This is a genomic window from Rhizobium sp. Leaf453 (assembly GCF_001425605.1).
GTDB lineage: Bacteria > Pseudomonadota > Alphaproteobacteria > Rhizobiales > Rhizobiaceae > Pararhizobium.
Window position 1 is genome coordinate 93,405 of the sequence record NZ_LMRG01000012.1, and the last position, 13,901, is coordinate 107,305.

The 13,901-nt window shown below is 60.1% G+C and carries 10 protein-coding genes; 3 read left to right on the plus strand and 7 right to left on the minus strand.

Features of this window, described 5'->3' with window-relative positions; genetic code table 11:
- Positions 1-31: 31 nt before the first annotated feature.
- Both ASG68_RS14025 and ASG68_RS14030 read right to left on the minus strand, forming a co-directional pair.
- Positions 32-1,432 (minus strand): LLM class flavin-dependent oxidoreductase, encoded by a 1,401-nt coding sequence (locus tag ASG68_RS14025; RefSeq protein ID WP_062583795.1) that lies wholly within the window; start codon positions 1,430-1,432, stop codon positions 32-34.
- A gap of 32 nt (positions 1,433-1,464) precedes the next feature.
- Positions 1,465-2,682, minus strand: coding sequence for an SfnB family sulfur acquisition oxidoreductase (locus tag ASG68_RS14030; RefSeq protein ID WP_062583796.1), 1,218 nt, complete (start codon positions 2,680-2,682; stop codon positions 1,465-1,467).
- Positions 2,683-2,905: 223 nt separating this feature from the next.
- On the opposite strand from ASG68_RS14030, the gene ASG68_RS14035 reads away from it, so the two are divergent.
- Positions 2,906-3,526: an RBBP9/YdeN family alpha/beta hydrolase gene (locus ASG68_RS14035; RefSeq protein WP_062603282.1), complete on the plus strand. Its 621-nt coding sequence runs from the start codon at positions 2,906-2,908 to the stop codon at positions 3,524-3,526.
- A gap of 35 nt (positions 3,527-3,561) precedes the next feature.
- On the opposite strand, the gene ASG68_RS14040 is transcribed toward ASG68_RS14035, so the two are convergent.
- From ASG68_RS14040 to ASG68_RS14055, 4 genes are all read right to left on the minus strand, one after another.
- Entirely contained in the window at positions 3,562-4,404 is an 843-nt protein-coding gene (locus ASG68_RS14040) for an ABC transporter permease subunit (protein WP_082478432.1), read from the minus strand.
- Positions 4,401-5,186: a taurine ABC transporter ATP-binding protein gene (locus ASG68_RS14045; RefSeq protein ID WP_062583797.1), complete on the minus strand. Its 786-nt coding sequence runs from the start codon at positions 5,184-5,186 to the stop codon at positions 4,401-4,403. Before ASG68_RS14045 ends, ASG68_RS14040 begins: the two co-directional genes overlap by 4 nt.
- A gap of 57 nt (positions 5,187-5,243) precedes the next feature.
- Positions 5,244-6,251 carry a taurine ABC transporter substrate-binding protein gene (tauA, locus tag ASG68_RS14050; RefSeq protein ID WP_062583798.1) on the minus strand — a complete coding sequence of 336 codons (1,008 nt, stop codon included), beginning with the start codon at positions 6,249-6,251 and terminating at the stop codon, positions 5,244-5,246.
- 194 nt (positions 6,252-6,445) lie between these two features.
- Positions 6,446-6,988, minus strand: a complete 543-nt coding sequence (locus ASG68_RS14055) for a flavin reductase family protein (RefSeq protein WP_062583799.1) — start codon at positions 6,986-6,988, stop codon at positions 6,446-6,448.
- 208 nt (positions 6,989-7,196) lie between these two features.
- Here ASG68_RS14055 and ssuD point away from each other — a divergent pair, with 208 nt between their 5' ends.
- Together ssuD and ASG68_RS14065 are read left to right on the plus strand one after the other, a co-directional pair.
- Positions 7,197-8,366: an FMNH2-dependent alkanesulfonate monooxygenase gene (gene ssuD, locus ASG68_RS14060; protein WP_062583800.1), complete on the plus strand. Its 1,170-nt coding sequence runs from the start codon at positions 7,197-7,199 to the stop codon at positions 8,364-8,366.
- A gap of 33 nt (positions 8,367-8,399) precedes the next feature.
- Positions 8,400-9,875, plus strand: a complete 1,476-nt coding sequence (locus ASG68_RS14065) for an FAD/NAD(P)-binding protein (protein WP_082478433.1) — start codon at positions 8,400-8,402, stop codon at positions 9,873-9,875.
- Positions 9,876-10,013: 138 nt separating this feature from the next.
- Here the strand turns inward: ASG68_RS14065 and ASG68_RS31420 are convergent, their stop codons facing one another.
- A complete protein-coding gene (locus ASG68_RS31420) occupies positions 10,014-13,496 on the minus strand; it encodes a beta strand repeat-containing protein (protein WP_062609875.1) in 3,483 nt (1,160 codons plus the stop codon).
- Positions 13,497-13,901: the final 405 nt, after the last annotated feature.

Sequence of the window (13,901 nt, forward strand, 5' to 3'; positions counted from 1 at the left end):
TTTCCGTTTCCGCAAACGACAAGCCAAGGTCTCAATTCTGCCCCGCAGCAATCCGCGTGTCCCGTCCCGAAAGATCGCGGAAATTGACGGCCGGATGTGGGGCCTGAAGCCGCGGACCCTGGCCGAACAGTTTTTCGCGCAGGGTGCCCTTGGTATAGTCCTTCTTGTAGACGCCGCGCTTCTGCAGTTCCGGCACCAGCAGATCGACCGTGTCCTCGAAGGTTTCCGGCGTCACGGCATAGGCGAGGTTGAAGCCATCGACATCGGTATCCTCAACCCATTCCTGCAAGAGGTCGGCGACCGTTTGCGGCGAGCCGACGAAGACGGGGCCGAAGCCGCCGATGCCGACCCAGTCGGCCATTTCGCGCACGGTCCAGACCTTGTCCGGATCGATCGTGGTGAAGGTCTCGACGGCGGATTGGACGGCGTTGGTGTAGCGATGGCGCAGCGGCTCGTCTGGCGCGAACTGGCCGAAGTCGATGCCAGTCCAGCCGGAGATCAGGGTCAGTGCGCCCTCGTAGGAAATGTGCTTGCGATACTCGTCGAACTTCTTCTTCGCCTCCGCATCGGTCTCGCCAAGGATGACGGTCTGCAGGTTGAAGGCGAGGATGTCGCGCGGGTTGCGGCCGGCGCGTTCGGCGGCTTCGCGGACATTCGAGACATAGCGCTTCAGCACCGGCTTGGACGGTGCCGCGACGAAGATGCATTCCGCATTGGCGCCGGCGAAATCCTTGCCCCGGCTCGACGCGCCCGCCTGATAGAGCACCGGCGTGCGCTGCGGTGAGGGTTCGCTGAGGTGAATGCCGGGAACCTTGAAATACTGGCCCTCATGGCGGATCGGATGGACCTTTTCCGGATGAGTGAAGATGCCGGTTGCCCGGTCGCGCACGACCGCGTCCTCTTCCCAACTGCCTTCCCAGAGCTTGTAGCAGACCTCCAGATATTCCTCGGCGACGTCGTAGCGGTCGTCATGCTTGACCTGTTGTGCTTGGCCGATGTTGAGGGCACCGGAATTGAGATAGGAGGTGACGATGTTCCAGCCGACGCGTCCCTTGGTGAGATGGTCGAGTGTCGAGATCCGTCGCGCGAACGTGTAGGGATGCTCGAACGAGAGCGATGCCGTCAACCCGAAGCCCAGGTGTTCCGTGACATAGGCCATGGTTGGAACGAGCTGCAACGGATCGTTGACGGGAACCTGGGCGGAATGCTTCAGCGCTGCATTTGTATTGCCGTTCAGGACGTCGTAGACGCCGAGCACGTCGGCTATGAACAGGCCGTCGAACTTGCCGCGCTCTAGAGTCTTGGCCAGATGAACCCAGTAATCGAGATCCTTGTATTTGTGCGACTGGTCGCGCGGATGCGTCCAGAGGCCTGGGGACTGGTGACCGACGCAGTTCATGTCGAAGGCGTTCAGGCGGATTTCGCGGCTCATGTTCGTTCCTGCAATCGGTTCGGGAGGCGGTACTAAAGGGCACCGTTGCGCGGCGGCACGGTATCGTTGAGATGGTAATCGCCGACCACGTGATACTTCCAGCGCACGGGATCGTGCAGGGTATGAGTGCGGGCGTTGCGCCAGTGGCGGTCGAGATTGAGGCCGACCTTGGTTGAGGACGTGCCGGCAAGTTCGAACAGGGTGTTGGTGGCTTCCAGCGCGATCTCGGTGGTCAGCACCTTGGCGCCGGCGACGGCAAGCGTCGCCTCAAGCGCGGTTTCGGGCGTGAGGTTCACTTGGGCGATATCGACCTTGTGCCCGGCGCGTTCGACGAGGGCGGATGCCGCATCAAGGCGAATGGCGAGATTGCCGATCTTTGAAATCGTCAGCGGATCCTGTGACGCGCGCTCGACGCCGCTGTTCATCCAGGGGCGTGCCTTGTTGCGGACGAAATCCACGGTTTCCCTGAAGGCTGCGCGAGCGATGCCGAGGTCGATGCCAGCATGGATGATCTGGCCGACGGAACCGATTGTCGTCGCCCGCTCGAACCCCTTGTGATGATGCACGACGGCATCGGCGTTGACGTAGACGTTTTGCAATACGGTCGTGCCGCTGCCCGTGGTGCGCTGGCCGAAACCGTCCCAGTCGTCGATGATCTGCAGGCCTTCGGTGTTGCGCGGCACGAAGGACATGGTCAGCCGATCTTCGCTGTCCAGCGCGAAAACGGTAACCCATTCGGCAAAAAGCACGCCGGTCGAATAGAACTTGCGGCCGTTGATCCGGTAGCCGATGCCGTCCTCAGTGATGCGCGTGTTGTAGTCGCCGACCGTCTTCGTTCCGGTTTCCGACAGGGCATTGCCGAAGCGGTCGCCGGCGAGCGCACGGGCAAAGAAAAACTTCTTCTGTTCCTCGCTGCCATCCGTGCGCAGCGCCTCGAGAATATAGAAATGGTTCTGCGGGATCTGGCCGATCGAGCCATCGGCTTCCGACAGGATTGCGATGATCTCGGCGAGAACCGCGTTGGAAACGTCGGCGCCGCCATATTCATCCAGCACGGTAATGCCAAGCAGGCCGGATTGCGCCAGCAGATCCATCTCCTCGTAGGGAATGATCCGGTTGATATCCCGCTCGCTGGCGCGTTCGGCGAAGGTGATTGCCAGCTGGCGGGCCACATCCAGGGCCTCTTCTTCCGTCTTGAGCCTGTGTGCCGCAGGGCGGGCACGCTCGGAGAAATGTGACACAGTTGCCATAAACGCTTCCAATCCTCTCAGGGTGGACAATGAGTGCAGCATAGGTCAATCGACTTGAAGGCAGCATATTCTATCGATTTTATCGATATTGAATTTTCTTTTCTTACTGAAGTTTTTTGCCGCCTTCATAGTTGTGAACAATATGAGTGGGCGCTTATTGGGCATCTCCAACAGACTGCGCGGTCGCGGCCACTCTCCGCTTGTTCTTCAGGAGTTCCACGCCGTGACGCGTACACTCATCTTGCCGGGGTATATGGGGTCGGGACCGGATCATTGGCAGCAGCATTGGTTGAACGACAATCCGGGTTCAGAATTTGTCGAACAGGATGACTGGGAGAGGCCAGACCTCGATACCTGGCTGGCGCGTCTGGAAGACAGGCTGGATGTATCGGAAGACGTTATCCTGGTGGCGCATAGTCTTGGCTGTCTGCTGGCCGCGCGTCTCGCCGGCCGGGCGTCTGCGGAAAAAATCCGTGGCGCACTGCTCGTCGCGCCCTGTCATCTCGATAGGACTGAGCAGCTTCATCCGGATGCCATCGATTTTGGGGAAATGCCGGAAAAGCGCCTCCCATTTCCCAGCCTGCTGATCGGTAGCCTGAACGATCCCTACATGCCGTTCGAGCAGTGCCGGCGTTATGCCTCGCTTTGGGGCAGCGATCTGATCGATCTCGGCTATGCCGGTCATATCAACGTTGCGAGCGGCTTTGGCCGTTGGACGAATGGCTATGGATTCCTGTCGCTCTTCAAGCGCAATCGCCCGGCGGGGTTTGCCGGGCGATTGCCGGAAATGGCATCGCATCGCGCCTTTCGCGGATTGGTCAGAGACAGGCGACTGCTTCCATAACGTATCGGGCGTTTGAATCTCGGCGCCACTGTACTTTACAGCCGGTCACCCCAAGGAACGAAACGGCGCTCGATCAACCGGGCAATGGTCTCCAGCAGGAAAGCGATCACCGCGATCGCAAGAATGCCGCCGATGACGACATCAGTCACCAGAAATTGTGCCGCTGCCTGGATCATGAATCCGAGACCCCGCGTCGCCGCGACCAGTTCCGCCGCGACCAGCGTTGACCAGCCGGCGCCGAGCGCGATCCGCACGCCGGTCAGGATCGAGGGCAGGGCGCTCGGCAGCGTTACATGGCGCAATACCTGGGCCGGCGTGGCGCCGAACGCGCGGGCGGCGTTCACCCGGTCAGCAGAGACGGATTTCACACCAGCAACAGTCGACAGAATGATGGCCGGAAGCATGGCGAGCGAGATGACGACGATCTTCGAGGTTTCCCCGATGCCGACCCAGATGATGATCAGCGGAAGATAGGCAAGCGGCGGCAACGGGCGCAGGAACTCGACGATCGGATCGAAAATTCCCTTGCCGATCCGGCTCGTCGCGATCGCCAGCCCGACGGGAATGCCAATCGCAACGGAAGCCGCCAGTGCCGCGAAGATGCGCAGCAGGCTCGCGAGCGTATGTTGCGCCAGCGTCGAATCCACGAAGCCGGTGGTGACAAGGTTGACGAGCGAAACGGCAACGGTGGCGGGCGAGGGCAGAAAGATCGGCGATACGACTTGATAAAACGAGGCCGCCCACCAGACGGTCAGAAGCACGGTGATGGTCACAGCGGATATCAGGCCGGTGGACGCGCCGCGCGGGGTTTTCGGATCGCGCTCGCTCGTGTGCGGAATGGCACCGGTGGCGCCCATGGTTTCCGTCGGAAATGTCATGCGGCGTTGTCCATCCGTGTGTCGTGAATGAGGTCCGTCAGCGTGTCGTGAAGCGTCTGGAACTCGGGATACTTCTTGATTGTCCGCGCCTGTTCTCCGGCGAGGAGGGCACGTCCGAAGGATACCGGGATATCGGCGGCGATCCGGCCGGGATTGGGCGAGAGAACGACGATCCGGGTGCCGAGGAAGAGGGCTTCTTCGATGCTGTGGGTAATCAGCATGACGCCGGCGCCACTTTCGGCCCAGACGTTGAGAAGGAAGGATTGCAGCTTTTCACGGGTCAGCGCATCGAGCGCGCCCAGCGGTTCATCGAGCAACAGGAATTGCGGTTTGGAGGCGAGCGCCCGGGCAATGCCGACACGCTGGCGCATGCCGCCCGAGAGTTCCCAGATTTTCTTGTCTCCAGCGCCCGGCAGGCCGACATGGGCGAGCAATTGGTCCGCAATCCGGTGCCGCTCCGCCTCCGGCGTGCCACGCAGGCGCAGGGGGAAGGCGATATTGTCGCGCGCATCGAGCCAAGGGTAGAGGGCGTCGTCTTGGAAGACCACGGCGCGGTCGGCACCGGGTTTGGTGACGGGAGTGCCATCGATCGCGATGCGGCCCTTGCTGGGCGTGAGAAAACCGGCGGCGAGATTGAGGAGGCTGGTTTTTCCGGAACCCGAACGGCCGATGACGGCGACGAATTCGTCGGATCGGATGCCGAGGTTGATGGCATCGAGAACCGGGATTGCGCCCGATGTGCCGTATTCCAGCGAAACGCCTTCAAAGGTCAGTGTACTCACGGCGAAACCTTTCGCAGGGAAAGGCCGGGCGCTCTGAGCGCCCGGCGTTCATCGATCTCAGAACGACAGCTTTGCTGCGTCCTTGACCCAGCGGGTCGAGACATAGGGTGCATAATCCGGCAGGACCGACGGGATCTTGCCCTGTTCGAGCAGGAAGGCCGAAGTTTCCGCAACGGCCTTGACCGCACCGCCACCGAGCAGCTTGTCGCTTGCCTGTTCGTCGAGCGAAGGGAAGTAATAGCCCTTGAGCAGGGCCGGAACTTCGTCCTGCTTGGCGCCCGTCAGCTTGGCGATCTTTTCGGCTTCGGCGGATGTGCCGTTCCATGCATCCGGATTGGCCTTGTAGGCGGCATAGGCGTCACCGGTCACTTTGACGAAGGCTGTGACGACGTCCGGATGGGCTTCGGCAAATGTCTTGCTGACGACCCAGGCGTCGAATGTCGGGCCACCCCACTCGGCAACGTCGGCGGAGGTCGCCAGAACGGTTCCGGACTTCTTCAGCTCGGCCAGGACCGGATCCCAGACATAGGCGCCATCGATATCGCCACGCGACCAGGCAGCGGCGATTTCCGGCGGGCGCAGGTTGAGGATTTCGACCGACTTCGGATCGATATTCCAGTGCTTCAGGGCGGTGAGAAGGCTGTAATGGGCGGTCGAGACGAACGGCGTTGCGATCTTCTTGCCGGCCAGTTCTTCCGGCTTGGTGATGCCCTTGACGGCAAGTGCTTCCGCCTCGCTGATCAGGCCGACGACGAAGATCGTCTCGATGCCGAGGCCACGGCTTGCTGCAGCGGCGAGCGGCGAGGAGCCGACATAGCCGATATCGAGCGAGCCCGATGCGATGGCCGCGATCACGTCGGCGCCACCATCGAACTTCTGCCAGTTGACCTTAGCGCCCGTGACCTTCTCGTAGGTGCCGTCGGCCTGCGGAACGCGGGAGGGCTCGACGATCGGCTGGTAGCCGATATTGACGGTTACGTCGGCGGCGTTCGCCAGACCGAGATTGGAGCCGATAAGGACGGCAGCCGCGGCCACCGTTACGAAAAGACGTCTTGTAATGGACATGATGATCCTCCTGCCGTGGTTCAACTTCTGTTTCCGGCCCGGATCCCCCAGGATGTGATTTCGGAAACATCACACCCTAAACATCACTTAGTCTATATAAATAATGCAGATATATTGTTCTCTGAATGTCTGTCTTTTCGCAACGGTGTTCTAAAGTTCAACGGCTGACGGGTTCAACCGTTGAACATTGGCGACTAAAGCTGTGCGAGGAAGCGTCCGTACTGGCCATTGTTGTAGACCAGCGAATGTCCGTCGCCCGCAACTATCGACACGACGCGGCCGATGATGATGCCGTGGCTGTGGCGCTCGATGATTTCCTCGACTTCACAGTCGATGGCGGCAAGGGCGCCCAGCAGAACGGGAGCGCCGCTGGCAAGCGTCGTCCATTCGGCACCATGGTAACGGTCAGCGCCTTTCAGGCCGCCCTTTCCGGCAAAGCGGTCGGCAATGTGCTGATGGTCTCCGGAGAGGATGTTGACGCAGAAATGACCGTTGGCCTGGATGACCGGGTAGCTCGACGACGTCCGGTTGATGTTGACGATCATCGTCGGCGGCTCGACCGACAATGCCGTCGCTGAAGTGACGGTGGCGCCGGTGCGGTCATTGCCCCGGCCGGCGGTGATGACGGACACGCCGCCGGACATGCGCCGCATGGCCAGTTTCAGCGTGAGATCTTCGACGGCGGATGCAATTACGGATGCAGCGGGAACATCGCTTGTTCTGAGTGCAAGGGTCATGGGCCTTCCTTTTCGGCACTGAAAACGGACAGGCGTTCGCGTCCTGCGGGGCGGCGAAACACCTCAATTTCCCAAAGCCTGCATGCCGATTTTTCCATTGTCAACTAATTTTATAGATTATATTGTTTTGAATGATCTGGCGCATTCGATACAATCCAGTTCATCAATGATCTTGCCATCATTTTGAAAGAATGGAGTTTTTTTGCCCATGTCCCTCGTTCCCGAAAAGATCGACGTTCTCTGGTTCCTGCCGACACATGGTGACAGCCGCTATCTGGGCACCTCCGTCGGCGGGCGCAACGTTGACCTCAAATATCTGAAGCAGATTGCTCAAGGTGCGGATGCGCTCGGCTATTACGGGGTGCTCATTCCGACGGGCCGGAGTTGTGAGGATAGCTGGGTTGTGGCTTCGGCGTTGGCGCCGTTGACCGAGAAGCTGAAGTTCCTCGTGGCTGTCCGCCCGGGTCTTCTTTCGCCGACACTGGCGGCGCGCATGACCGCGACGCTCGATCGTATTTCCGAAGGCCGGCTGCTGATCAATGTCGTGACCGGCGGTGATCCCGTCGAGAACAAGGGGGATGGCATCCATCTCTCGCATCAGGATCGCTACGAGGTGACGGAGGAATTCCTGAACATCTACAAGGCGGTTTTGCGCGGCGAGGACGTCAATTTCAAGGGCAAGCATTTCGACATCGAGGACGGCAAGCTGCTGTTCCCGCCGCATCAGCAGCCGCATCCGCCGCTCTATTTCGGTGGTTCATCCGGCGTCGGCCAGCAGATCGCGGCCCGCACGATCGACAAGTACCTGACCTGGGGTGAGCGCCTGGAGGACGTGGAAAAGAAGATCGCCGAGGTGCGGACACTGGCTGAGCAGGAAGGCCGCGAGATTACCTTTGGCATCCGCTTGCATGTTATCGTGCGAGAAACGGCCAAGGAAGCCTGGGCGGCGGCTGACTCGCTGATCCAGTACGTGGACGACGATACTATTGCGGCCGCCCAGAAGGTCTTTGCCCGCATGGACTCGGTCGGCCAGAGCCGGATGAGCCAGCTGCATGGCGGCCGTCGCGACAAGCTGGAAATCAGCCCCAATCTCTGGGCGGGCGTTGGTCTCGTGCGTGGCGGCGCCGGCACGGCGCTGGTCGGCGATCCCGATCAGGTCAAGGCCCGGATCGAGGAGTATCGCCAGATCGGCATCGACACCTTCATCATGTCCGGATATCCTCATCTGGAAGAAGCGTATTCGTTCGGCGAGCTTGTCCTGCCCAACCTGCCGCTGAACAATCCCGTCAAACTCAAGGGCGCAAGCGCGAATACCGGGCCGTTCGGTGAGACCATCGCCGGCGACCATCGGCCGAAACTCAAGGTTTCGCAGTCCTGAATGACGGGACGCGGGCGCTGACAGGGAGCATGCATGGCAGATCGTGAAACAGGATTGACCGTTGCGATTGTCGGCGGTGGTTTCAGTGGAGCTGCCGTTGCCGCCCACCTGGCTCGCCATCCCTTTTTCGGGAATGGAAAGATCGTCGTTTTCGAGCCGCGCGATCATCTCGGCCGGGGGCTGGCCTACGATACGGACAATGACGCCCACCGCGTCAATGTCCCCGCCAGCCGCATGAGTTTGGTGATCGGCAATGACGACCATTTCCTGGAATGGCTGGATCGGAACGACGAGATTTCACGGGATGAGGGCGCGCTGGCGGATGATGGAAAGCTTTATCCCCGTCGCGGCGTCTTCGGCCGCTATGTCAGCGATTATGTCCAGCCGCATCTCACCAGCGGTGTCATTCGGCACGAAAAGAGCCGTGTCATCCGGGTCGAGCGGCAGCAGGCGGGCTGGCTCGTCAGCGCCGAAAACGGTCATCAGCTCCGTGCGGATATTGTCGTGATCGCCACCAGCCATCCCGCACCGCAGGCGCCCGAGAGCCTGGACCGCGCCTTGTCGGGGCATCCCCGTTATGTTCCCGATCCGACCGTTGCGGGGGCCCTTGCGGCTATCCGGCCCGATGACCGCGTTCTCGTTGTTGGAGCCGGATTAACCTCGGCGGATATCATCTCAACGCTTCATCTCGGTGGGCACAGGGGGCTGATTACCGTTTTCTCTCGTCGAGGACTGCGCTCGCGCGGCCATACAACCGCGGTTCAGGAGCCCTATGGTGACTTCTCTTCTGACCCCGCGCGGACCGCTCTCTCGTTGCTGCGTCGCGTGCGAGCGACAATCCGCGAAGCCAATGCGGAAGGCCTGACATGGCATGCGGTGCTGGATGCGCTACGAAGCCAGGGCGGTTATATCTGGAGACGCTTGCCGATCCGCGAGCGTCGCCGCCTCGTCCGGCATCTCCGCCCCTTCTGGGATGTGCATCGGTTCCGTATCGCGCCGCAGCTCGAACAGGTCATCGATCGGGGGCTGTCGTCCGGCCAAATCTGTTTGCTCGCCGCTTCGATTACTGATGTCGAACGGCGGGGGGAAACGATCTCTGTGCGCCTTTTCCGGCGTGGCGGCGGGTTCGTGCAAGGGGATCATGATGCGGTCATCGTCACCACCGGCCCGGCGCATGGTGGGATTCTGGCAAGTCAGGCATGGTTGTCGGAACTGGCGGATGCCGGCTTTCTCAAGCTTGACGAGACCGGGCTCGGTCTTGCGTGTGATGATGAAAGTCTCGCCCTTGATCGTCACGGCCGCCGCATTTCCGACCTGTTCATTTCCGGCCCCTTGGCGCGCGGCACCTTCGGCGAATTGATGGGACTGCCCCAGGTCAACGAGCATGCCATTCTGGTAGCCAATGGCATCGCCCATATCGCTGCCGGTCTTTGCACGCAGACCGCAAATCGCCCTGCTCACGCTTCTCCCGTTCATCAGGTGGTTCGTCGTCCTGAGAAAGTGATCTGAAGCAGAAAGGGATCAGAAGTTTGCGCGGCTTGATGTGGTTCAATCGTTGCAGAGCATGTGGTTGTCGGCAGATGCAGATGAAGACGCCGGGAGCAGAACTCCCGGCGTCTTCATTTATCGACTCGCGTAAGAAAATACTTACACGATAACGAAATCGGTGTTGGTAACACCCAGACCTGCGCCGATATTGGCAAACAGTGTCGAACCGCCGACCGCGTTGCCGTTGGTGTCGTAGAACAGGTTGCCGGTATCGGTTTCGTAGATGATGCGGTCGTTGCCATCGGCGGCAGTACCGCTCGCATTCGCGACGAACTGTCCAACAGACAGGGTTCCCGTCCCGCCGGCGATGGCGTTGAAGATCGCATCGTCCAGCCGGATCGTGTCTCCGACGACGTCGAAGTCCGTGATGGTATCGACGTTGGTGGCGCCAAGCGTTGTATTGAACAGGAAGTTATCATTCCCGCCGCCGCCGGTCAGCGTGTCGTTGCCCAGCCGACCATTCAGCGTATCATTGCCATTGCCGCCGAGCAGGGCGTTGATCGAACTGTCACCGGTCAGCGTATCGTTGAAGGCAGATCCGGACAGGTTCTCGATCGAGTTATAGACATCTCCGGCCGCTTCACCGGTGTTGCTTGCTGGGGTTGTCAGCGAGACAATCACTGCGGCAGCAGCGGTGGAGTAGGAAGCACGGTCAGTACCGTTGCCGCCGTTCAGCGTATCCGCCCCGGCGCCGCCGACCAGGATGTCGTTACCATCCTGTCCGAACAGTGTGTCGGCATCAGCCAAGCCGAAGATGACATCAATGCCCGCGCCACCCAGGATCAGGTTGACGTCCGAAGTGCCGGTCAACGTGTCATTGAAGGAGGAGCCTGCCAGATTCTCGATCGAGTTATAGGTGTCGCCCGCAGCGTCGCCGGTATTGCCGGCAGGGCTGGTGAGCGAGGCTACAACGGCGGCGGCCGCCGTGTCGTAGCTGGCGCGGTCGGTGCCATTTCCGCCGTTCAGCGTATCGGCGCCGACGCCGCCGGTCAGGGTGTCGTTGCCATCCTGACCGAACAGGGTGTCGTCACCGGCCAGGGCGATGATGGTATCGTTGCCCGCTCCGCCCAGGATCAGGTTAATACCTGAATTGCCTGTCAGCGTATCGTTGAAGGCGGAACCGGCCAGATTTTCGATCGAGTTGTAGGTATCGCCCGCAGCGTCGCCGGTGTTGCCGGCAGGGCTGGTGAGGGAAGCGACAACGGCTGCGGCCGCCGCTTCGTAGCTGGCACGGTCAGTGCCGTTGCCGCCATTCAGCGTATCGGCTCCGACGCCGCCGGTCAGGGTGTCGTTGCCATCCTGCCCGAACAGGGTGTCATCGCCATCCAGGCCGTTGATCACGTCATTTCCGGCGTCACCGAGGATGAGGTTGGCGCCCGAGTTGCCGGTCAGGTTATCGTTGAAGGTGGAACCGGCCAGGTTTTCGATCGAGATGTAGGTATCGCCCAGAGCTTCGCCGGTGTTCTGGCCCTCATCCGCCAGGTTGACCGTGAGGCCCGCCGCCGAGTTGATGTAGGTGACCCGATCGGCACCTGCTCCGCCGTCGAAGGCATCGTTGCCGAGGCCGCCGTTGAGCACATCATTGCCGTCGCCACCCGACAGTTCGTCGCGGAAGGTTGTGCCGCGGATCGTATCGTTACCCGTGCTGCCGTTTACGATGATCCGGTCGTTTTCCGTACCGGCTGCATCGAAGTCCTGAATCTGCAACTGGGACAGGTCGACACTTGTCGAAGCCCCCAACTCGACGATGAATTGGTCGGCACTGCCGATGGCGGCGAAGTCGACGACCAGGTTGTTGGCGAGACCGTTTCCAATCTGCGCAGCGGCAATCGTGACGACCCGCGGGCCGACACCGTTTGCATCGATCTCAATTTCCTCGATATTGATAAACGTCGCATCGACGAAGCTCGTATCCGTCTGCACCAGCACCCTGTCGGCATCGGCACCACCGTCGATCGTTTCGCCGAATTCAGCTTCACCGGTATTGTAGACGAAGGTGTCGAAGCCGGTTCCGCCATCGAGATCGTCAACGCCGAAGCCGCCAGTGATCCGATCGTCGTCTGCATCCCCATTGATAATATCCCCGCCACCGGAGCCGGTGATCGTATCATTGCCGTTGCCGCCGGAGATTGTATCGGAAACGCCCGATCCACTGGGATTAGCTTGTGTCATGGCGAAGATCGTGTCGTTGCCGTCGTCACCAAAGATTGTATCGCCATCGAAGCCACCTTCGATCAGGTCGTCGCCGCCACGTCCATGGATCGTGTCGGCGCCGTCCTGACCTCGTAGCGTGTCGCCGAAAGCACTGCCGAAGAGGGTATCGTTTCCACTACCGGCATCGACCGTTCCGCCATCCGCGAAGGCGGTGATGACTTCGCCCGTTGCGTCACCCGTGATGGTGACTTCGCGGGGATCGTAGATCGCGAACTGGACGTCGTTGTCGCCTCCGGAATTGGCCGTCCAACCGACAAGCAGGCGACCGTCGTCCGTCAGCGAAATGGTGGGGGTATCGTGAGTGACGCCGCCGCCATCGCTGACGACAATTTCTTCGGTGCCAACGAGGACGCCGGTTGCACTGAACCGCTTCAGCGCGATCGTGCCGGCTTCATTGTTATCCCAGACGACGACGAAACCACCGTCACTCAGGCCGACGACATCGGGAGTACGGTCGTTGTCCGTGCCGCTGTCGTCATCGACATTGACCTGGCCACCCTGCGCAACGCCGGCAGCATCGTAACGCTGGAACAGGACATCCGTGTCACTGGCATCGGTGTTCTGCCAGACGACGACGAAGCCGCCGCCCGATAGCGCGGTCACTACCGGTGCAACGTCCGTTTCGCCATCGCCGAGCGTGTTCGAGACTTCGGTGAAGCCCAGAACGTTGCCGCCCGTCGAGTTGACGATACGCATGTTGAAACCGTTGTCGCCGTTGAACTGGCGGGCGATAATGACGTAGTTCCCATTGGTTAGCATCGTCACATCGACCTGCTGGCCGTTGGCGCCGAGATCGCTGGAGAGCCCGCCCGCCAGCAGCAGGAACGGCGAACCGGCGACGCCGGCCGTGTCGACGATCGTCGCAAACGTTTCCGTGTTCGAGCCGACATTTCGTTGCTGATAGGCAACGAGGAAGCTACCGTCCGTATTGATTGTGATCGAAGGCGCGCCGAGATCCTGCGCTCCCGGATCGGGCGCGATCGTGCCCGTCGTGACGTTGACGCCATTGGCGTCGAGGATGTTGTATCGGATCGCCGTTCCGCTGCCGTCGGTATCCTCGTAGGCAATCACGAAGCCGCCGCCCGGCAAGGCTGCGGCGGTGAAATCGCCTTCATCATCTACGAAGAAGCCCTGATTGGCGCGGAATTCGCTGCCGATGGCATTGCCTTCGGCATCATAAAGCTGGCCGATAATATCTGTCCCGCTGTCGGCACCGGCGCCGTCGTCTGTATTGGATTCCCACAGTGCAACGAAGTTACCGTTGGCAAGCCCGACCAGTTTGATGCCGGTTTGATCGTCGGCAGTGGTGCCGGTATCGGTGGTATTGGCCTGCTGAAAAATGCGCCAGATTCTCGGAGTCGTGGTCATGAATTCCTCCTTTTGATGATTAAGATTTATGGATGTGAATGCGCGAATATTCGGTCACTGTGACGACGCACCTGTGCCGCAAGCATTATGTATCAGGCTCTTTCGTCGGCAGATGTAACGTTCGGAACAGCGGGAATATTCGGATCGTGTATTCAAGCGATATGCTGATGATGTGAATCGAAAAATCGAATAATAATCAGGGTATTATATGGATGTACGATTCTCTGGCGAATTTCCCTGCCAACATTTCGCACATGCAAAAATATTGGCATTTTCGGCGTCTGTCATAATTATGAAATAATTGAATTATTTCCATACGCTAAACTACGGGAATGATAAGTACAAGAAATTTGTTTGCCGTCGATTTTGACGGAGTGACATCGAAAAATCGCCGAATGGCGCGCG